Genomic DNA, 19,643 nt, shown 5'->3' with positions numbered 1-19,643 from the left:
TGTGACCCCGCCGCCCCGCCTGCAGGACTTCGTCAAGGCCTACGACGTGCGGGGGCTGGTCCCCGAGCAGCTGAGCACGGCCGTGGCGTACGCCCTCGGCTCGGCGTTCGCGCAGGTGATCGTGCGTCCCGAGGGCGCCACCGGTCTCGTCGTCGGTCACGACATGCGCCCCAGCTCGCCCGAGCTGTCCGCGGCCTTCGCCGGCGGTGCCGCCGCGCAGGGGGTCGACGTGACGCTCATCGGGCTCTGCTCCACCGACGGGCTCTACTACGCCAGCGGCGCGCTCGACGTGCCCGGCGCGATGTTCACCGCCTCGCACAACCCCGCGCAGTACAACGGGATCAAGCTGTGCCGCGCCGGCGCCCGCCCGGTCAGCCTCGACACCGGTCTCGCCGAGGTGCGCGACCTCGCCCAGTGGCTCCTCGACCGGGGCTCCGCGCACGAGCTGCAGCAGCCCGCGTCCGGCCAGATCGTCGAGCGCGACCTGCTCGCCGACTACGCCCAGTTCCTGCGCGGCCTGGTCGACCTGTCCGACACGCGCCCGCTCACCGTCGTCGTCGACGCCGGCAACGGCATGGCCGGGCACACCGTCCCGGCGGTGCTCGCCGACCTGCCGCTGACCGTGATCCCGCTCTACTTCGAGCTCGACGGCACCTTCCCCAACCACGAGGCCAACCCGTTGGAGCCGGAGAACCTGCGCGACCTGCAGGCCGCGGTGCTCGAGCACGGCGCCGACATCGGGCTGGCCTTCGACGGCGACGCCGACCGCTGCTTCGTCGTCGACGAGCGCGGCGAGCCGGTGAGCCCGTCGGCCATCACCGCGCTGGTCGCGACCCGCGAGATCGACCGCGCGGTCGCCGACGGCGCCGACCCCGCCGACGTCGCCGTGGTGCACAACCTCATCTCGTCCCAGGCGGTGCCCGAGATCATCGCCGAGCACGGGGCGCGTGCCGTGCGCACCCGGGTGGGGCACTCGTACATCAAGGCCGAGATGGCTTCTGCCGACGCGGTTTTCGGCGGCGAGCACTCCGCGCACTACTACTTCCGCGACTTCTGGTTCGCCGACACCGGGATGCTCGCCGCGATGCACGTGCTGGCCGCGCTGGGGGAGTCCGACGAGCCGCTGTCGCAGCTGATGGCGAGCTACGCCCGCTACACCGCGTCCGGCGAGATCAACTCGCGCGTCGACGAGGTGCCGGCCGCGGTCGAGCGGGTGCGCGCCTGGGCGCTGGAGCAGGGGCCGGTGTCCGAGGACACCCTCGACGGGCTGACCCTGGTGCACCACGGCGAGCCGATGTGGTGGCTCAACCTGCGGGCCAGCAACACCGAGCCGCTGCTGCGGCTCAACGTCGAGGCCGCCGACGCTGCGACCATGGAGCGGGTGCGTGACGCGGCGCTGCAGCGAGTGCGCGCCGACGCGCCGACCGAGGAGGACGCATGAGCACCATCGAGCCCTGGCTGCGCGAGATCCTGCGCTGCCCCGTCTGCCACCGCGAGCTGGTCGACGGCACCGGTCCGGGCGGGGCGCCCGAGCTGCACTGCACCGGCACCTGCGCCGGCGAGGGGCAGCGGCGCGCCTATCGGGTCGACGACGGCATCCCGGTGCTGCTCGCCGAGGAAGCTCGCACGTTCGCCGCCTGAGGGGCACGCCATGCCGTTCATCGAAGAGGCCGCCCTCGACGACGTCGACCTGCTGAGCGCCCGCGACTCGCGGGACACCCTGCGCGCGCTGGCCACGGCCGGCGCCCAGGTGCGCGAGGCGCTGACCCTGGCCGAGGAGGCCGGTGTCGAGCGGGTGTCGTACGGCGAGCGGCCGCGTTCGGTGCTCGTCGGCGCCCTGGGCGGTTCGGCCGTCGTTGGCGACGTGCTCGACCTGCTCGCCGAGCCGGGCTCGCCCGTGCCGGTGACCGCCCGCCGCGACCTGCCGCTGCCCGGCTGGGTCGGGCCGCTCGACCTGGTTGTCGCCGTGTCGCTGTCGGGCCGCGCGCCCGGCCCGGTGGCCCTCGCCGCGGAGGCCGCTCGCCGCGGCTGCGCGCTGCTCACCGTCGGCGCCGACGACTCCCCGCTGGCCGGCGTCACGCGCCAGGCGCGCGGCGTGAACATCGGCGTGGGTCGCGACCGCACCTCGAGCCGCACGTCGTTGTGGACCCTGCTCACGCCGGTGCTCCTGGCCGCCGACCAGCTCGGTCTGCTCGACGCCGACGCGGCCGCGCTCGCGACCGTCGCCGACCGGCTCGACGAGGTCGCCGAGACCTGCCGGCCCTCGTCCGAGAGCTTCGTCAACCCCGCGAAGCTCGCGGCGCTGACCCTGGCCGAGACGGTGCCGATGACCCTCGGCGACAACCCGCTGTCAGGGGTCGCGGCGCAGCGGGCCGGCACGATGCTCGCGCGCACCGCGCGGATGCCGGCGACCTGGGGCGAGCTGCCCGACGCGGCCTCGCAGGTGGTCGCCTGCTTCGACGGGCCGTTCACCGCCGGGGGCGGTCAGGGCGCGATGAACGGCGACATCTTCGCCGACCCGTTCCTCGACGCCCCGGCTCAGCCGACGCTCGGGCTGCTCATGCTGCGCGACGCCAGCCCGGCCGAGCCGACGCCCGAGCGCGCCCAGGCCGAGGCCCTCGCCGACGCCCTCGTCGAGACCGCCCGCGAGGCCGGCGTGAAGGTCGTCGAGCAGGTGGCCGCCGACGGGCACCCGGTCGCCCGACTCGCCGAGCTGATGGCCGGATCCGACTATGCCGCAACGTATCTCGCGCTCGGACTGGGGCTGGATCCGTCGATCTCGCCGCACGTCGCCGACCTGCGCGACCGCACCGAACGGGGTTGAGCGACAGGTGACCAGCGAACGACCGCTGGAGGACGGCGTACGTCGTGACTTCCGGCAGGCGATGTCCTACGGCGACTACCTCGGGCTGGACCAGCTGCTGAGCGCCCAGCACCCGCTGGCACAGCCGCCGCAGCACGACGAGCTGCTGTTCATCATCCAGCACCAGACCAGCGAGCTGTGGCTCAAGCTCGTGCTGCACGAGCTGCGCGCGGCCCGGGCCAACCTGCAGGCCGACGAGCTCGGGGCGGCGCTGAAGCAGCTCGCCCGGGTCAAGCACATCCAGTCCACCCTCACCGAGCAGTGGTCGGTGCTCGCGACCCTCACGCCGAGCGAATACGCCCAGTTCCGAAGCTTTCTCGCGTCGTCGTCGGGCTTCCAGAGCTATCAGTACCGCGCGGTCGAGTTCCTGCTCGGCAACAAGAACGCCTCGATGGTCCCCGTCTTCGACCACGACCCGCAGGCGCAGGAGATGCTGCGCACGCTGCTGCACGAGCCGTCGCTCTACGACGCGTTCGTCGCGCTGCTGGCCCGGCGCGGGTTCGACGTGCCGGGCGAGCTGCTCGAGCGCGACTGGTCGCAGCCGTGGGTGCGCAGCGACGCCCTGGTCGAGGTCTTCCGGCTGGTCTACGCCGACCCGCACGAGCACTGGGACGTCTACGAGACCTGCGAGGAGCTCGTCGACCTCGAGGATAACTTCCAGCTGTGGCGCTTCCGGCACCTGAAGACGGTCGAGCGGATCATCGGCTCCGCACCCGGCACGGGCGGCAGCAGCGGGGTGCCGTTCCTGCGCAAGGCGCTGGAGCTCACCTTCTTCCCCGAGCTGTACGCCGTCCGCGGCCGCATCGCGCAAGGAGAGTGATCGGGTGAGCGAGTTCCGCTCTCGGGCAACGGAGCTCGACGGCAGCGACGACCTGGCGGGGTTCCGGTCGGAGTTCGTCGAGCCACGGCAGGGTCGGCTGCGGGCCTATCTGGACGGCAACTCCCTGGGCCGTCCGCTGCGCCGCACGGCCCCGGCGCTCACCGACCTGGTCGAGGGCTCCTGGGGGAGCGAGCTGATCCGCTCGTGGACCGACGGCGACGACCCGTGGATGACGTGGCCGGAGCGCGTCGGCGACGAGATCGCGGCGGCCGCCCTGGGGGCCGCGCCCGGGCAGACCGTCGTCGCCGACTCCACGACCGTGCTGCTCTACAAGCTGGCGCGGGCGGGCATCGGCGCCCGGCCGGGGCGCGACGAGATCGTGCTCGACACCGACAACTTCCCGACGGATCGCTATGTGCTGGAAGGCATCTCGCGCGAGCTGGGCATGACGCTGCGCTGGGTCGAGACCGATCCCGAGGCGGGCATCACACCCGACCAGGTGCAGCAGGTGGTGCGGGAGCGCACCGCGCTCGTCGTGCTCAGCCACGTCGCCTACCGCTCCGGCTGGCTCGCCGACGCGCCCGAGATCACCCGCATCGCCCACGACGCGGGCGCGCTCGTGCTGTGGGACCTGTGCCACTCGGCCGGCTCGGTGCCGGTGCAGCTCGACGCGTGGGAGGTCGATCTCGCGGTCGGCTGCACGTACAAGTACCTCAACGGCGGCCCGGGCGCGCCCGCGTTCGCCTACGTCCGGAAGTCGTTGCAGGACAAGGCTCGTCAGCCGATCCAGGGCTGGATGGGCCGCAAGGACCCGTTCACGATGGGCCCGGGCTACGAGCCCGCTGCCGGCATCCGGGGCTTCGTCTCGGGCACGCCGCCGATCGTCGGGATGCTCCCGGTGCGGCTCGGCGTCGAGCAGCTGTCGCGCGCCGGCATCGAGGCCGTGCGCCGCAAGTCGGTGGCGCTGACCTCGCTCGCGATCGAGGTGGTCGACTCCTGGCCGAGCGAGTGGGGCGTGCGCGTCGCCTCACCGCGCGACCCCGAGCGCCGCGGCGGGCACGTCACGGTCGCCGGTCCCGGCTTCGAGCAGGTCACCCGCGAGCTGTGGGACGCCGGGGTCATCCCCGACTTCCGCTCGCCCGACGGGATCCGGCTGGGACTCGCGCCGCTGTCGACGTCGCATGCCGAGGTCGTCGACGCGCTCGAGGTCATGGCCGAGCTGCTGACTCGACGGCCTGCCTGATCGCGGCCACCGCCCGCTCCGGGTCGTCCACGCTCACCACGGTGCTGCCGGGCGGGCGGGAGTGCTCGATCAGGACGGCCGGCCCGCCGACCCGGAGGGCGATCTTCCCCCGGCCCTCCCACCGGATGCCGTAGCCGAACCCCACGCCGTCGTCGCGGTCGCCGGGCCGGGCGCCGGTGATGAACTCCGCGTTGAGCACCCGGGTGAACGGCGGGTAGGCGACGTGCACCTGCCACTCGGTCACCTCGAGCGTCACCTTGACCAGGGCCAGGCACAGTCCCGCTGCGGCGCCGAGGAGCGCGAGCACGCCGATCAGGCCTAAGACGGCGAACGGGACGCCGTCGGGGTTCAGGACCAGCGACGCCACGACGCCGAGCAGCGCCAGGCACGCGACGAGGCCCACCGCGCGCACGCCCCAGTGCGGCGAGACCTGGGAGAGGTAGCGGACGGGACCGCGCGGTCGGCTCATGCCGCCATGCTCGCAGCCGCCGGGCGGCGGGCGGGGAGCGCGTGGACCGCGTGGAGAGACGACTGCGGCCGCCCGATGTGACACTGCGATGTCTCATGTGAGACATTTATGTCTCACGGTCGGCGTTCGGTGCGCCGACTGCCGCGCCCGCACCAGGAGGACCCGATGCTCAGCAGGGAGCAGCTGATCGAGTCGGCCGGCCGTACGCTCAACGCCCGTCCGCGCGCGACGCTCGCCGACATCGCGCGCGAGGCCGGCATCAGCCGCGCCACGCTGCACCGGCACGTCGAGAACCGCGACGACCTCATGCAGCAGCTCGGCGAGCACAGCCTGCGGCTGTGGGACGACTCGCTGACCGAGGCGCGGGCCGACGAGGCGGCGACGAGCGAGGACCCAGCGGTCGTGCGCGCGGCGGTCGAGGCCCTCGTGCGCAGCTACGTGCGCTCGGTCGAGCTGTTCGGCTTCACCCTCACCGACCCGTTCTTCGAGGACGCCCCCGGGCTCGTCGAGCAGGGGGAGGAGCTCGAGGGGCGCGAGCAGGCGCTGCTGGCCCGGGCGCAGGAGCTCGGGGTGCTGCGCCGAGACGTGCCCGTCGCCTGGCTCAGCTCGTGGATCTTCGGCCTGCTCGTCGCCGCGCGCGACGCCACCCGCCGCGGCCAGGTCGGCCTGCGCGCCGTCGAGTCCCTCGTCCTCACCAGCTTCGTCGAAGGAAGTTCCGCACCGTGACCAGTCACCAGACCCAGGCCGTACGTCCGCAGCCCCAGGCGGACCCGCGCCGCTGGGCGGGCCTCGCCGTGCTGGCGGGCAGCCTGCTCGTGGTCGTCATGGACATGACGATCCTCAACGTCGCCGTGCCCGCGCTGGCCGCCGACCTGCGCCCCAGCTCGACCCAGCTGCTGTGGATCGTCGACTCCTACTCGCTGGTGATCGCCGGCCTGCTCGTCACCGTCGCGGCGCTGGGCGACCGCTGGGGGCGGCGGCGCATGCTGCTCACCGGATACGCGGTGTTCGCTGCGGCGTCGCTGCTGGTGCTCGTGGCGAGCACCCCGTGGGCGGTCGTCGCGGTGCGCGCGCTGCTCGGCGTCGGTGGCGCGATGATCATGCCGTCGACCCTCGCGAGCATCCGCACGCTGTTCCCCGACCCGCGCGAGCGGGCCACCGCGCTCGGCCTGTGGGGCGCGACCGCCGGTGTGGGTGGCGGGCTCGGCCCGATCGTCGGCGGTCTGCTGCTGGAGAACTTCTCCTGGCACGCGGCGTTCCTGGTCAACGTCCCGGTGATGCTCGTCGCGATCGTCGCCGCCTGGATCCTGCTGCCCGAGAGCCGCGCCGACCGTCCCGCCCCGCTCGACGCGCCCGCCGCGGCCGGCGCCGGCGTCGGTCTGGTCGCCCTGGTCTACGCGATCAAGCACCTCAGCAAGGAGGGCCTCACCGTGCCCTCGGTCGCCGCCGCCGTGCTCGCCGTCGTCGCGCTCACCTGGTTCGTGCGCCGCTGCCTGCGTCGGCCCGAGCCCGTGCTCGACGTGCGCCTGTTCACCCGTCGCCCGTTCACGGCCGGCGTCCTGGCCGCGCTGCTGACCTCGCTCGCGATGGCCGGCGCCATGCTGCTCGGGGCACAGTGGCTGCAGCTGGTCGAGGGTCTCTCGCCGATCCGCGGCGGCGTGGCGCTGCTGCCTGCCGCGATCGGCGGGGCGGTGGCGGCGCCGCTGGCGCCGGGCCTCGCGGCCCGCGTGGGCGTACGTCCGGTGCTGGCCGGAGGGCTCGCGGTCGGCGGCCTCGGGTTCAGCCTGCTCTTCTGGGCGCCGCAACCGCTCGAGATCCCTTGGGCCGCAGTCGCTTTCGCGCTGGTCGGGATCTCCACGGGATCGCTGGCCATCGCCTCGGCGCTCATCATGGGCAGCGCGCCGGCAGACCGCGCGGGCAACGCCGCGGCGATCGAGGAGGTCAGCTACGAGGTCGGTGCCGCGCTGGGCGTGGCCACGCTCGGCAGTGCCGCGGCGGGTGTCTACCGCGGTGACCTGCCCGTGGCCCAGCTGCGCGAGGCCGGCCTGCCCGATGCTGCCCTGCCGGCGGTGCAGGACTCCATCGGCGGCGCGCTCACCGTCGCCCAGCAGCTCGGGCCGGCGGGTCAGGCGGTAGCCGACCTGGCGCGCACCGCCTTCACCGACGCGTTCACGAAGGTCGGACTGCTGGGTGGCCTGCTGATGCTGGTTGCCGCGGCGGCGGTGTGGCTGCTGACCCCGCGCGACCTCGACCTCGCCGACGGCCACCACTGATCCGGCGGCGGGTGCCCGAGGTGAGCAGCACCCCGGCCACGACGACCACGCTGCCAGCCAGCTCGACCGCGTTCGGGCGCTCGCCGAGCGCCAGCCAGGCGGCGCTGATGCCGACGACCGGCACCAGCATCGAGAACGGTGCGACCGTGCTGGCCGGGTGACGCGCCATGAGCCAGGTCCAGATGCCGCTGCCCACGACGGTGCCCAGCACCACGGTGTACGCCAGCCCCACCCACGCGCCCCACGCGTCGCCGGAGGTCGCGAACGCGTCGACGATCCGGTCGGGGCCCTCGACCGCGAGCGACAGCGCGAGCATCGGGATCGGCGGGATCACCGACATCCACAGCGTGAGGTGCAGCGGCTTGGGCGGCTTGGCCTGCCGGCTCGCGATGTTGCCCAGGGCCCACCCCAGGCCTCCGAGGAGGGTGAGCACGAACGGCCACCAGGTGGCCCCGCCCGCGCGCTGGGAGCCCACGATCGCCAGGCCGACCACGGCGACCGCGACGCCGAACGCCCGTGCGCCGGTGAGCTTCTCGCGCGTCACCAGCACGCCGAGCAGCACGGTGAACGACGCGGAGCTCTGCAGCACGAGCGAGGCCAGGCCGGTCGGCATGCCGCTGTCCATGGCCCAGTAGAGGAACGTGAACTGCAGCACCCCGAACCCGAGGCCGTAACCCAGCAGGTAGCGCAGCGGCACCTCGGGGCGGGGCACCAGCAGCAGCGTCGGGATCGCGATGAGGGTCCAGCGCATCGCCACGAGCAGGAACGGCGGGAACTGCTCGAGCGAGGCGTGGATCGCCAGGAAGTTGACGCCCCACAGAGCGGCGACCAGCGCGGCGAGGAGGCGGTGACGGAGGGGCATACGTCGATGGTGCGGCTCGCCACCGTCCAGGTCTACTGAGCATTTCTGCACCGACTCTTTAGGCTGTCTGCATGGAGCATCGGCACCTCGTCCTGCTGCGCGAGCTGCGTGACCGGGGGAGCGTGGCGGCCGTCGCCGAGGCGGGCTTCCGCACCGCGTCGGCCGTCTCGCAGCAGCTGCGCTCGGCGGAGCGCGACCTGGGGGTGGCGCTGGTGCGGCCGCACGGTCGCGGGGTGCGGCTCACGGACGAGGCGCTGCTGCTCGCCGATGCCGCCTCCGACGTCGAGACCGCCCTCGAACGGGCGCAGGCCCGGCTCGACGAGTTCCGTGGCGCGGTCGCCGGTCGGGTCCGCCTGGCCGCCCTGCCCAGCGCCGCCGAGTACCTCGTGCCCCTCGTGCTCGCCGCCCTGGCCGACGAGCCCATCGACATCGAGCTCGACGACGTCGACGTCTCCGAGGAGGACTTCGCGCAGCTGGCGACCGACTACGACGTCGTCGTGGGGCACACCATGCGCGCCCGGCCGCCGCGTCGGCAGGGGCTGTCCGTCCAGCCCGTCGTGCGCGAGCCGCTCGACGTCGTCGTCGGGGCCGGGCACCGCTGGTCCCGTCGGCGCACGCTGCGGCCCGCCGAGGTGATCCGCGAGCCGTGGATCGCCCCGCCCCGCGGCTATCCCTTCCGCACCCTCGTCGACACCATCGAACGGGTGACCGGCGAGCGCGCCGACGTGCGCCACGAGGTGCGCGACAACCGGGTCGTCGAGGCGCTGGTGGTGGCCGGCGAGGGCATCGCGCTGCTGCCGCGCTTCACCACCCGCCCCCGCGCCGACGTACGTCTGCTGCAGCTGCGCGACATCGACTCGGCCCGCCTCGTGGTCGCCATGTCCCGGCGCGACCGCGCCGAGCGCGCGGTGGTCCGCCGGGTGGTCGCCGAGCTCCAGCGCGCCGGCGCCCAGGTGGCCCGCGACCGCAGCGCCTGACCCACCGTTCGCTCGCGGGCGACCGCGCGCGTCACACCCCCCGCCCGGTCTCTACCCTGAAGGGCGTGACGCACTACGACCTGGTCATCATCGGCAGCGGCTCGGGCAACTCGTTGGTGACCCCCGCCTTCGACGGCAAGAAGGTGGCGATCGTCGAGGACGGCATCTTCGGCGGCACCTGCCTCAACGTCGGATGCATCCCGACCAAGATGTTCGTCTACGCCGCCGAGGTCGCGACGACGGTGCGTGACTCCGACCGCTACGGCGTCGACTCCACGCTCGACGACGTGCGCTGGCGCGACATCCGCGACCGGATCTTCGGCCGCATCGACCCGATCTCCGACGCCGGCAAGGACTACCGCGTCAACGGGCCGAACACCACGGCCTATCTCGGCCGGGGCACCTTCACCGGGCCGCGGGAGGTCTCGGTCGACCTCCCCGGCGGCGCCGAGACGATCACCGGCACCCAGGTGGTCATCGCCACCGGCTCGCACGCGGTGGCGCCCGACGTGATCCTGCGGTCGGGCGTGCCGTTCCACACCAGCGACACGATCATGCGCATCGACCGGCTGCCGCGGCGGATGGCGATCGTCGGCGCGGGCTTCATCGCCTCGGAGTTCGCCCACGTCTTCTCCTCCCTCGGCGTCGAGGTCACGATCGTCGCGCGCGGCGACCGCATGCTGCGCCACCTCGACGACGAGATCGCCACGGCCTTCACCGAGCTGGCGGTCAAGCAGTGGGACGTGCGGCTCGGCCGCCACGTCGTGCAGGCGAGCGGCGACGCGACGCAGGTGCGGCTCGGGCTCGACGACGGCACCGAGGTCGAGGCCGACCTGCTGCTCGTCGCGACCGGCCGCGAGCCGTCGACCCTCGGCCTCGGCCTCGAGGCCGCCGGGGTCGCGACCACCGACGACGGTCGGGTCCGGGTCGACGCCTACGGCCGCACCACCGCCGAGGGCGTCTGGGCGCTCGGCGACGTCAGCAGCGACTTCCAGCTCAAGCACGTCGCCAACCACGAGGCGCGGCGAGTGGCGTACAACCTCACCCACCCCGACGACCTGCGCCCGTTCGACCACCGTTTCGTCCCGTCCGGCGTGTTCAGCCACCCGCAGATCGCGACGGTCGGGCTCACCGAGCAGCAGGCGCGCGACCAGGGTTTCGCGGTGACCACCAAGACCCAGATGTACGGCGACACCGCCTACGGCTGGGCGATGGAGGACACCACGAGCTTCGTGAAGCTGGTCGCCGACCAGCGCTCCGGGCTGCTGCTCGGCGCGCACATCATGGGCCCCGACGCGACCACCGTCATCCAGCCGGCGATCCAGGCGCTGACCTTCGGGCTCAGGGCCGCTGACATGGCGCGCGGGCAGTACTGGATCCACCCGGCCATGGCCGAGGTGCTGGAGAACGCGCTGCTCGGGCTCGACCTGCCGCAGCACCCGGTCTGACCCGGCACCCGGTCTGACCCGGCACCCGTCCGACCTGGCACCCGTCCGACCCGACCTCCCCCGCCCCGCGCGGACCGGACGCACGCGCGGTCGGTGCGCGCGGCGTACGCCCTCGGCTGGCTAGGCTGAGCGCCGTGGCACTGACCGACCTCTCGTCCTCCCTCCCGTCCAGCACCCGCGCGGCCCGCCCGGTGGTGCGCTGATGGCCGGGGGACTGTTCGCGCTGCTCGACGACGTCGCCGTGCTCGCCAAGGCGGCCGCGGCCTCGATCGACGACGTGGGCGCCGCCGCGGGCCGCGCCAGCGCCAAGGCCGCCGGTGTCATCGTCGACGACACCGCCGTCACGCCGCGCTACGTCCAGGGCCTCGCGGCCGAGCGCGAGCTCCCGATCATCAAGCGGATCGCCAAGGGCTCGCTGCGCAACAAGCTGCTGATCATCACGCCGGTGGCGCTGCTGCTCAGCCAGTTCCTGCCGTGGCTGCTCACGCCGCTGCTCATGCTCGGCGGTGCCTACCTGTGCTACGAGGGCGTCGAGAAGATCTGGGAGCGGATCTCCGGCCACCAGGAGGCCAAGGAGTCCGAGGCGGCCGAGACCGACGAGGACACCATCGTCGCGCGCGCCGTGCGCACCGACTTCATCCTGTCGGCCGAGATCATGGTCATCTCGCTCAACACCATCGCGAACGAGCCGTTCGTGCGTCGCGCGATCACCCTGGTCATCGTCGCGATCGCGATCACCGCGCTGGTCTACGGCGTCGTCGGGTTCATCGTGAAGATGGACGACATCGGCCTGAGCATGAGCCAGAAGTCCTCCCGGCTGCAGCAGCGCTTCGGCGCCGGCCTCGTCGCCGCCATGCCGAAGCTGCTCACCACCCTGTCGGTCGTCGGTGTCGCCGCCATGATCTGGGTCGGCGGGCACATCCTGCTGGTCGGCTTCGACGAGCTCGGCTTCACCCTGCCGTACGACCTCGTGCACCACGTGCAGGTCGCCGCCGAGGGCGTGGGCGGGATCGGCGGCATCCTCGGCTGGATCGTCAACACCATCGGCTCGGCGATCCTCGGCGTCATCGTCGGCGCGATCATCGTGACGATCATGCACTTCGTCCCCAAGCGGGGGGCCAAGGCCGAGGCCGGGACGCACTGAGCGTGCCGCTCGACCGCGTCGCGCTGATCTCCGACGTCCACGGCAACCTGACGGCGCTGGAGGCGGTGCTCGCCGACATCGAGGCGCGCGGGCTGACCAGGATCTTCAACCTGGGCGACTACGTCGGGAAGGGTCCGCGCGGCCGCGAGGTGGTGCAGCGCTGCCAGGAGGTCTGCGAGGTCAACCTCCTCGGCAACTGGGACGACTTCCTCCCGGCGCCGCAGATGTGGGGCGACCCGGCCGACCCGTCGCTGCGCTGGTGGCTCGACCAGCTCGCGCCGGGCCAGGGGGAGTGGCTGCGCGGGCTGCCGTTCTGCCACGACTTCACGATGAGCGGCCGGCGGGTCCGGCTCTTCCACGCCTCGGCCGGCTCGGTGCACCGCCGGGTGCGCTTCGACCACGACGGCGAGGAGTTCCTCGGCATGTTCGCCGCCACCGAGGCCACCGGCGCGGGCCCCGAGCCCGACGTCGTGGGCTACGGCGACACCCACGACAGCTTCCTCGAGGTCGACCTCGGCAAGACGCTGTTCAACACCGGCAGTGTCGGCAACCCGCTCGACGACGGCGTCCCGCTGTACGTCGTCCTCGAGGGCGTGCTCGACAGCCCCGACCCCGCGCCGTTCGGCATCCAGTTCGTGCGGGTGCCCTACGACGTCGAGGCCGAGCTCGAGGTCTCGCGCCGGCTGGGCGCCCCCGAGCACGACCTCTACGTCGCCGAGCTGCGCGATCGCCGCTACCGCGGTGACGTACGCCGGGGGCTGGCTCCGGCGTACCACCGCGGCTGAGGCGCCGCGGCCTCAGCGGGCGTCGTCGCCGCCCGTGCCCGGCGCGGTCTCGGTCGGCGCGTCGCCGGCGTCGGACTGGGCCTCCTCGTCGGCCGCGCGGTCGGCGCCGGAGGACTGCCGCTCGCCCGCGGTCGGGCCGGCGTCGCCCTCGTCATCGTCGCCCTCGTCGTCGTCACGCTCGTCGCGCCGCGGGGTGCCCTCGTCGCTGAAGATCGGTCGCGCGGGCTCCTGACCGGAGTCGGTGGAGTACTCGTCGCGCACCTTGTCCCACTCGGCCATCTTGTCGCGGTCGACGTCGACCTTGAGCTCCTCGTCCATGTCGCCGGCGCGCTCCTGGCGGGTGGGTTCGCGGTCGGTCACCGGCTGCTGGGGCACGTCGTCGCGCGGCGCGTCCTGCGTCTCGCGCGCCTCCTCGTTCCGCGCGTCCTGCTCGGGCGTCGCCGGCGGCTCCTGCTCGGGCGCCTGCGTCTCCGACGTGGGCTGCTGCGGGTCCTGCTCGCTCATGGCTCTCCTCGGGTCGGGCTGCGATGCCGATCACTCTCGCCGCTAGTCCACCACCTCCACCACCCCACGCAGGGTGAGCGTGACCGCGGAGTCGGCGCGGACGTACGAACTCGCTAACCTGGAGGGCGCCGGCGTGGGTGATAACCCGCGGATGGCCCAGAAGGGCGCGCCGGGGACCCGGAACACGAGGAGTTCTTTTCACATGTCCTTCGACCACAAGGTCCGCGACCTGTCGCTCGCCGAGGCGGGCCGGCACCAGCTGCGCCTGGCCGAGCACGAGATGCCGGGCCTGATGTCCATCCGCGAGGAGTTCTCCGAGAGCCAGCCGCTCAAGGGCGCCAAGATCGCCGGCTCGCTGCACATGACCGTGCAGACCGCGGTGCTCATCGAGACCCTCACCGCGCTGGGCGCCGAGGTGCGCTGGGCCTCGTGCAACATCTACTCCACCCAGGACGAGGCCGCGGCCGCCGCGGTCGTCGGCCCCGACGGCACCCCCGAGGACCCGCAGGGCGTCCCGGTGTTCGCCTGGAAGGGCGAGACGCTCGAGGAGTACTGGGACTGCACCAACCAGATCCTCACCTGGCCCGGCGGCGACGGGCCGAACATGATCCTCGACGACGGCGGCGACGCCACCATGCTCGTGCACAAGGGCATGGAGTGGGAGCAGGCCGGCCAGGTGCCGCCCACCACCGACGAGGACTCCGAGGAGTTCGCCGTCTTCAAGGAGCTCGTCCGCCGCACCATGGCCGACGACCCGCAGAAGTGGACCAAGATCGGCGCCGGCATCAAGGGCGTCACCGAGGAGACCACCACCGGCGTGCACCGGCTCTACGAGCTGGCCAAGACCGGTGACCTGCTCTTCCCGGCGATCAACGTCAACGACTCGGTCACCAAGTCCAAGTTCGACAACAAGTACGGCTGCCGCCACAGCCTCATCGACGGCCTCAACCGCGCCACCGACGTGCTCATCGGCGGCAAGGTCGCCGTGGTGTGCGGCTACGGCGACGTCGGCAAGGGCTGCGCCCAGTCGCTCGCCGGCCAGGGCGCCCGCGTCGTCGTCACCGAGATCGACCCGATCTGCGCGCTGCAGGCCGCGATGGAGGGCTACCGCGTCGCGCGGCTCGAGGACGTGCTCGCCGAGGGCGACATCTTCGTCACCACCACCGGCAACTTCGACGTCATCACCGCCGAGCACATGGTGCAGATGAAGGACAAGGCGATCGTCGCCAACATCGGCCACTTCGACAACGAGATCGACATGGCCGGCCTGGCCAAGATCGAGGGCGTCAAGAAGACCGAGATCAAGCCGCAGGTGCACGAGTGGACCTTCCCGGCCAGCGGCGACCGCCCCGAGCACTCGATCATCGTGCTCTCCGAGGGCCGCCTGATGAACCTGGGCAACGCCACCGGCCACCCGTCGTTCGTCATGTCCAACTCGTTCGCGAACCAGACGATCGCCCAGATCGAGCTGTTCACCAAGCCGGGCGAGTACGACAAGCAGGTCTACGTCCTGCCCAAGCACCTCGACGAGAAGGTGGCCCGGCTGCACCTGGACGCGCTGGGAGTACGCCTCACCGAGCTGACCAAGGAGCAGGCCGACTACATCGGTGTCGACGTGGCGGGCCCGTACAAGCCCGAGCACTACCGGTACTGAGCCTTCTGCTTCGGCTCCTCGCAAGACTGAGGCGCCCGGCCTGGGACTTCGTCCCGTGGCCGGGCGCCTCAGTCTTGGTCGTCGCCTCGCGGCCGTCCGCCGGCGTACGGGGCGGCTCTCCCCGTGGTTCTTGGTGAGAGTGCGCGATGCGCCCACCGGGTGCGTACGGCATGGGCCACTCGTGCACACTCACGGCACGGCCTGCTGGTGCCGGGGATCCCCAGCGGCGCGTGTGAAGATATCCGGGCAACGGCTCACGGACAGTCTGGGAAGGAACGCCACGTGAACGGTCGCGTACTCGTCGTCGACGACGACCCCGCCCTCGCGGAGATGCTGGGCATCATCCTGCACAACGAGGGGCTGGAGGTCACCCACGTCGCCGACGGCTCGCTCGCGGTGCAGGCCTTCCGCGACAGCAAGCCCGACGTGGTGCTGCTCGACGTGATGCTGCCGGGCATCGACGGGGTCGAGGTGTGCCGTCGCATCCGGGCCGAGGCACTGACCCCGATCATCATGCTGACCGCCCGCACCGACACCGTCGACGTGGTGCTGGGGCTGGAGTCCGGCGCCGACGACTACGTCACGAAGCCGTTCAAGCCGCAGGAGCTCGTGGCGCGGGTGCGCGCCCGGCTGCGCCGCGGCGACGAGCCCGAGCCCGAGAAGCTGACCATCGGCGACCTGTCGATCGACGTCGCCGGCCACAGCGTCACCCGCGAGGGGCGGCCGATCTCGCTCACGCCGCTGGAGTTCGACCTGCTCGTCGCGCTGGCCCGCAAGCCGTGGCAGGTCTTCACCCGCGAGGTGCTGCTGGAGCAGGTCTGGGGATACCGCCACGCCGGCGACACCCGCCTGGTCAACGTGCACGTGCAGCGGCTGCGCTCCAAGATCGAGCGCGACCCCGAGCACCCCGAGATCGTCCTGACCGTGCGCGGGGTCGGCTACAAGGCGGGGTCGCGCTAGCCCATGTCCACCGCTGAGACCGACGAGGGCGCCGCGGCCGGCGCCCCGGTCGGCTCTCGGCCCGCGTCACCGCCGCTGCCCGACCCCACCCTCGGCGACCGGCTGCGCCTGACCCGGATGCGCACGGGCTGGTACGTCCGTCGCGCCCTGCGCTCGTTGCTGCGCCCCTGGCGTCGCTCGCTGCACCTGCGCGTCATGACGATCACCATGCTGCTCGGCATGCTGCTGACGTTCGCGCTCGGCTCGTTCATGTACCAGCGGGTCGCCGACGGGCTGGTCAGCGCCAAGCTGCGCACCTCCGAGCAGGACGCCGCGGCCCGCCGGGGCGACGCGCAGCGCATCCTCGCCGAGGTCGAGAAGACCGACGCGAGCACGCTCGGCCAGGCAGCCGAGGACAGCGTCAGCGACGTCTCGTCGGCCGACGACCTGTCGCGGCGGGCGGTGCTCATCCGGGCGCTCGACAACACGACCCAGTCGGTGCCGCCGGTCGCCAGCGAGAGCACCTCCACCAGCGTCGTGCCGCAGGACATCCGGGAGGCGCTGCGCGCCGACCCCACCCACCAGCAGTCGAAGATCATCACGATCGACGTCGACGGGCGCCAGGTGCCGGCCGTGCTCATCGGCTCGCGGGTCAGCATCCCCAACTCGGGGGCGTACGACCTCTATCTGATCTACCCGATGGACCAGGAGCTGGAGACGCTCGACATCGTGCGGCGCTCGTTCTTCCTGGGTGGCGTGGCGCTGGTCGCGATCCTCGGTGGCCTGGCGTACATGGTGACCCGGATGGTCGTGAGCCCCGTCCGGCAGGCGCGGCACGTCGCGGAGCGGCTGTCGGCGGGTGCGCTCAACGAGCGCATGCGGGTGCAGGGCGAGGACGACCTGGCCCGCCTGGCGACCTCGTTCAACGGCATGGCCGGCAACCTGCAGCAGCAGATCCGCCAGCTCGAGGACCTGTCGGTCGTGCAGCAGCGGTTCACCTCCGACGTGTCGCACGAGCTGCGCACCCCGCTCACCACGATCCGGATGGCCGCCGACCTGCTGCACGCCAGCCGCGACGACTTCACCGCCCCGGCCGCCCGGTCCGCCGAGCTGCTGCACAAGGAGCTCGACCGCTTCGAGTCGCTGCTCACCGACCTGCTCGAGATCAGCCGGTTCGACGCCGGCGCCGCCAACCTCGAGCTCACCCAGGTCGACCTGCGCGACATCGTCGGCCGGGTCGTCGACGCCTCGGCCACGCTCGCCGAGCGCGCCGGCACCTCCATCACGGTCGACGCCCCGCGCCCGGCCACGGCCGAGATGGACCAGCGCCGCGTCGAGCGCATCGTGCGCAACCTCGTCACCAACGCCATCGAGCACAGCGAGGGCAAACCCGTCGAGATCACCGTCGCGGCCGGCGCCACCGCCGTCGCCGTCGCGGTGCGCGACCACGGCGTCGGCATGAAGCCGGGCGACGCGTCGATGGTGTTCAGCCGGTTCTGGCGGGCCGACCCCGCGCGGGCGCGCACCACCGGCGGCACCGGCCTCGGGCTGTCGATCGCGCTCGAGGACGCCCGGCTGCACGACGGGTGGCTGCAGGCCTGGGGCGAGCTGGGCGAGGGTTCCTGCTTCCGGCTCACCCTGCCGCGCACCAAGGGCGAGCCGATCAAGCGCTCCCCGGTGCGGCTGGTCCCTGACGGCGACGCGACCGGCCCGATCGTGATCCCTGAGGAGGTGCGTCTGCGATGAGCCGCCGCGGACGTACGCCCCTCGGCCTTTCCGGCGGTGCGCTCCTGGCCGCGCTCACCGCGCTGCTCCTGCTGCTCACCGGGTGCACGGGCCTGCCGCGCGACAGCGAGGTCGAGCCGCGCCTGACCGTCGACAACGCCGACCAGCGTCCGGCAATCGTCGTGGAGCCCGAGCCGCCGGGTGTCGACGCCGGGCCGGAGGAGATCGCGGCCGGGTTCATCCGGGCGCACAACGGGGTGCCGGAGGGGTTCGCGACGGCGCGGCAGTACCTCGCCGGCACCGCGCTGGACGGGTGGAGCCCCGACCAGGGCATCCTGCTGCTGAGCAGCAGCAACCTCAGCGCCCGCCGCATCGCCGGGGGCCGCGTCGTCGTGACGGCCGTCGCCGAGGCCCAGGTCGACCCCGAGGGGCACGTGACGCAGCTGCCCACCGAGGAGCGTCGCACCCTGCAGCTCGGGGTATCGCAGGTGGCGGGGGGCGCCTGGCGGGTGACCTCGGTGCCCGACGACCTCGGGCTGTGGCTGAGCGTCGCCGACTTCGAACGGCTCTATCAGCCGAAGCGGGTCTACTTCGCCTCGCAGAACGGCCCGAAGGTGCTGCTGCCCGACGTCCGCTGGTTCCCCGAGGCCGGCATGACCACCGCGCTGGCGCGCGCCGTCATCGGTGCGCCGCCCACCTGGCTGACCGGTGTCGTGCGCAACCGGCTGCCCGCGGGCACGCGGCTGCAGCCCAACGCGGTGCCCGTCTCGGCCACCGACCGCACGGCGACGGTGACGCTGTCGCGCGAGGCGCTCGGCGCCAGCCCGCTGGATCGTGAGGCGCTGTGGGCCGCGATGCTGCAGACGCTGAGCCAGGCGCCGGGGGTGAGCCGGGTGCAGCTCATGGTGGGCAGTGCCCGCCTCGAGGCGCCCGGGATGGGGCCCGACTCCTCCGTCGAGGACCTCGACTACTCCGTGGTCCCGGCCCCCAGCGGCCCGGTGATCGTGCGCAAGGACGCCAAGCTGGTGTGGAACAACAACGACAACGACTCTCGGCGCCCGGCCCCGACCCCCACCGACCGCGAACCGCTGCCGACGATCCCGTCGCAGTGGTACCAGCTCGCCGGCGACTCCCGCGGCCGGGAGATCGCGGCGATCGCGGGCGACCGCAAGACGTTGGGCCGGTGGATCGCCGGGAAGCTGACGTCGCGACCGTCGTTCGGGACGCAGCTGGTGCGGCCGGCGTACGACGGGCAGAACGACCTGTGGGTCGCCGGGCAGGCGCTGACCGCCGCCGGACCCGGCCAGTCCGGCGGCCGGCCGGCGGCAGAGAACCCCACGACGGGACCGCCGACGATCTGGGTGATCGACACCCGCCAGCCCGTGCAGCAGGCGCAGCCGCAGCCGGTGACCGCGCCCTGGCTCGGGCAGCGCGACGTGGTCGCGCTCGCGGTCTCGCCGGAGAGCGCGCGGCTGGCGCTGGTGGTGCGCGACCGCTCCACCCGGCGCACCAGCCTGCTGCTGTCGGGCATCGTGCGCGACAGCAGCGGCGAGGTCGACAGCCTCGGCACGCCCGTCGTCGTCAACCCGGCGATCAGCGACCTGTCGTCGGTCACCTGGGCCGACGAGACGACCCTCGGCGTCCTCGGCCGGATGCCCTCCAGCCCGGAGCGGGTCGAGCCGATCATGGTCCCGCTGAGCGGGCTCGCCCAGCCGCTCGGCCCGGCGCCCGGCGCGACCGCCGTGGTGGGCAGCTCGATCCCGCAGGACCGCGTCTTCGTCGTCACCGACCGCGGCACCGTGCTGGCCCGCGAGGGGCGCAGCTGGGAGGTCTTCGACCAGGGCGACGACGTGGTGGCGCCCGCGCCGTAGCGCGCCCGGGCGGTTGCTCGCCAGTCCGTCGTACGCCCCGCGGACGCCGTCGTCGACACCCGCGCC

At 73.0% G+C, this 19,643-nt stretch carries 18 protein-coding genes; 15 read left to right on the top strand and 3 right to left on the bottom strand.

The annotated features are described in order from the left end of the window. Position 1 precedes the first annotated feature (1 nt). Genes FB554_RS10325 through FB554_RS10305 form a run of 5 tightly spaced genes read left to right on the top strand, consistent with a single transcriptional unit; the run spans position 2 to position 4,926 of the window. Complete coding sequence (locus FB554_RS10325) at positions 2-1,441, top strand: phosphomannomutase/phosphoglucomutase (RefSeq protein WP_142005882.1); 1,440 nt, start codon at positions 2-4, stop codon at positions 1,439-1,441. Beyond that, entirely contained in the window at positions 1,438-1,641 is a 204-nt protein-coding gene (locus FB554_RS10320) for a Trm112 family protein (protein ID WP_142005881.1), read from the top strand. Before FB554_RS10325 ends, FB554_RS10320 begins: the two co-directional genes overlap by 4 nt. A 10-nt stretch (positions 1,642-1,651) precedes the next feature. Beyond that, the gene (locus tag FB554_RS10315) at positions 1,652-2,824 is read left to right on the top strand and encodes an SIS domain-containing protein (protein WP_142005880.1); all 1,173 of its coding nucleotides are present in this window, start codon (positions 1,652-1,654) and stop codon (positions 2,822-2,824) included. A 7-nt stretch (positions 2,825-2,831) separates the two neighbouring features. Beyond that, positions 2,832-3,683, top strand: coding sequence for a tryptophan 2,3-dioxygenase (gene kynA / locus FB554_RS10310; RefSeq protein ID WP_268885484.1), 852 nt, complete (start codon positions 2,832-2,834; stop codon positions 3,681-3,683). A gap of 4 nt (positions 3,684-3,687) precedes the next feature. Further along, positions 3,688-4,926 (top strand): kynureninase, encoded by a 1,239-nt coding sequence (locus FB554_RS10305; protein ID WP_142005878.1) that lies wholly within the window; start codon positions 3,688-3,690, stop codon positions 4,924-4,926. Here the strand turns inward: FB554_RS10305 and FB554_RS10300 are convergent. Beyond that, positions 4,892-5,395 carry a hypothetical protein gene (locus tag FB554_RS10300; RefSeq protein WP_142005877.1) on the bottom strand — a complete coding sequence of 168 codons (504 nt, stop codon included), beginning with the start codon at positions 5,393-5,395 and terminating at the stop codon, positions 4,892-4,894. The two genes, FB554_RS10305 and FB554_RS10300, sit on opposite strands and share 35 nt — an antisense overlap. Positions 5,396-5,560: 165 nt before the next feature. On the opposite strand from FB554_RS10300, the gene FB554_RS10295 reads away from it, so the two are divergent. After that, the gene (locus FB554_RS10295; protein WP_170206844.1) at positions 5,561-6,121 is read left to right on the top strand and encodes a TetR/AcrR family transcriptional regulator; all 561 of its coding nucleotides are present in this window, start codon (positions 5,561-5,563) and stop codon (positions 6,119-6,121) included. Then, the gene (locus FB554_RS10290) at positions 6,118-7,668 is read left to right on the top strand and encodes an MFS transporter (RefSeq protein WP_268885483.1); all 1,551 of its coding nucleotides are present in this window, start codon (positions 6,118-6,120) and stop codon (positions 7,666-7,668) included. The genes FB554_RS10295 and FB554_RS10290 overlap by 4 nt, the downstream gene beginning before the upstream one ends. Here FB554_RS10290 and FB554_RS10285 read toward each other — a convergent pair. Then, positions 7,565-8,530 (bottom strand): EamA family transporter, encoded by a 966-nt coding sequence (locus FB554_RS10285; protein ID WP_142005875.1) that lies wholly within the window; start codon positions 8,528-8,530, stop codon positions 7,565-7,567. The two genes, FB554_RS10290 and FB554_RS10285, sit on opposite strands and share 104 nt — an antisense overlap. Before the next feature lie 71 nt (positions 8,531-8,601). Between FB554_RS10285 and FB554_RS10280 the strand changes: the two genes are divergently transcribed. The 4 genes from FB554_RS10280 (at position 8,602) to FB554_RS10265 (ending at position 12,884) form a co-directional block, all read left to right on the top strand. Further along, complete coding sequence (locus FB554_RS10280; protein WP_142005874.1) at positions 8,602-9,507, top strand: LysR family transcriptional regulator; 906 nt, start codon at positions 8,602-8,604, stop codon at positions 9,505-9,507. 65 nt (positions 9,508-9,572) lie between these two features. Continuing rightward, positions 9,573-10,955: a mycothione reductase gene (locus FB554_RS10275; protein ID WP_142005873.1), complete on the top strand. Its 1,383-nt coding sequence runs from the start codon at positions 9,573-9,575 to the stop codon at positions 10,953-10,955. A 202-nt stretch (positions 10,956-11,157) separates the two neighbouring features. Next, positions 11,158-12,099, top strand: coding sequence for a DUF808 domain-containing protein (locus FB554_RS10270; protein ID WP_142005872.1), 942 nt, complete (start codon positions 11,158-11,160; stop codon positions 12,097-12,099). 2 nt (positions 12,100-12,101) lie between these two features. Beyond that, a complete protein-coding gene (locus FB554_RS10265) occupies positions 12,102-12,884 on the top strand; it encodes a metallophosphoesterase family protein (protein WP_142005871.1) in 783 nt (260 codons plus the stop codon). 12 nt (positions 12,885-12,896) lie between these two features. Here FB554_RS10265 and FB554_RS10260 read toward each other — a convergent pair whose 3' ends face one another. Beyond that, entirely contained in the window at positions 12,897-13,388 is a 492-nt protein-coding gene (locus FB554_RS10260; RefSeq protein ID WP_142005870.1) for a hypothetical protein, read from the bottom strand. A gap of 202 nt (positions 13,389-13,590) precedes the next feature. On the opposite strand from FB554_RS10260, the gene ahcY reads away from it, so the two are divergent. The 4 genes from ahcY (at position 13,591) to FB554_RS10240 (ending at position 19,577) form a co-directional block, all read left to right on the top strand. Then, entirely contained in the window at positions 13,591-15,042 is a 1,452-nt protein-coding gene (ahcY, locus tag FB554_RS10255; protein WP_142005869.1) for an adenosylhomocysteinase, read from the top strand. A 282-nt stretch (positions 15,043-15,324) separates the two neighbouring features. Next, complete coding sequence (mtrA, locus tag FB554_RS10250; protein ID WP_142005868.1) at positions 15,325-16,002, top strand: MtrAB system response regulator MtrA; 678 nt, start codon at positions 15,325-15,327, stop codon at positions 16,000-16,002. A 3-nt stretch (positions 16,003-16,005) separates the two neighbouring features. Further along, a complete protein-coding gene (gene mtrB / locus FB554_RS10245; RefSeq protein ID WP_236022364.1) occupies positions 16,006-17,727 on the top strand; it encodes an MtrAB system histidine kinase MtrB in 1,722 nt (573 codons plus the stop codon). Next, positions 17,724-19,577, top strand: a complete 1,854-nt coding sequence (locus tag FB554_RS10240) for an LpqB family beta-propeller domain-containing protein (protein ID WP_142005867.1) — start codon at positions 17,724-17,726, stop codon at positions 19,575-19,577. The genes mtrB and FB554_RS10240 overlap by 4 nt, the downstream gene beginning before the upstream one ends. Positions 19,578-19,643 lie beyond the last annotated feature (66 nt).

This window comes from Barrientosiimonas humi, from assembly GCF_006716095.1.
Taxonomy (GTDB): Bacteria; Actinomycetota; Actinomycetes; order Actinomycetales; family Dermatophilaceae; genus Barrientosiimonas; species Barrientosiimonas humi.
The sequence above is the reverse complement of the archived record's forward strand: the minus strand, read 5'-3'. Positions and strand labels throughout refer to the sequence as shown.

What these genes read in the sequence shown, in the direction of transcription:
- FB554_RS10300 (WP_142005877.1), bottom strand. Translation starts at nt 5,395, where the DNA reads ATGAGCCGACCGCGCGGTCCCGTCCGCTACCTCTCCCAGGTCTCGCCG.
- FB554_RS10270 (WP_142005872.1), top strand. Translation starts at nt 11,158, where the DNA reads ATGGCCGGGGGACTGTTCGCGCTGCTCGACGACGTCGCCGTGCTCGCC.
- FB554_RS10280 (WP_142005874.1), top strand. Translation starts at nt 8,602, where the DNA reads ATGGAGCATCGGCACCTCGTCCTGCTGCGCGAGCTGCGTGACCGGGGG.
- FB554_RS10315 (WP_142005880.1), top strand. Translation starts at nt 1,652, where the DNA reads ATGCCGTTCATCGAAGAGGCCGCCCTCGACGACGTCGACCTGCTGAGC.
- FB554_RS10260 (WP_142005870.1), bottom strand. Translation starts at nt 13,388, where the DNA reads ATGAGCGAGCAGGACCCGCAGCAGCCCACGTCGGAGACGCAGGCGCCC.
- mtrB (WP_236022364.1), top strand. Translation starts at nt 16,006, where the DNA reads ATGTCCACCGCTGAGACCGACGAGGGCGCCGCGGCCGGCGCCCCGGTC.
- FB554_RS10320 (WP_142005881.1), top strand. Translation starts at nt 1,438, where the DNA reads ATGAGCACCATCGAGCCCTGGCTGCGCGAGATCCTGCGCTGCCCCGTC.
- FB554_RS10285 (WP_142005875.1), bottom strand. Translation starts at nt 8,530, where the DNA reads ATGCCCCTCCGTCACCGCCTCCTCGCCGCGCTGGTCGCCGCTCTGTGG.
- FB554_RS10240 (WP_142005867.1), top strand. Translation starts at nt 17,724, where the DNA reads ATGAGCCGCCGCGGACGTACGCCCCTCGGCCTTTCCGGCGGTGCGCTC.
- ahcY (WP_142005869.1), top strand. Translation starts at nt 13,591, where the DNA reads ATGTCCTTCGACCACAAGGTCCGCGACCTGTCGCTCGCCGAGGCGGGC.
- FB554_RS10295 (WP_170206844.1), top strand. Translation starts at nt 5,561, where the DNA reads ATGCTCAGCAGGGAGCAGCTGATCGAGTCGGCCGGCCGTACGCTCAAC.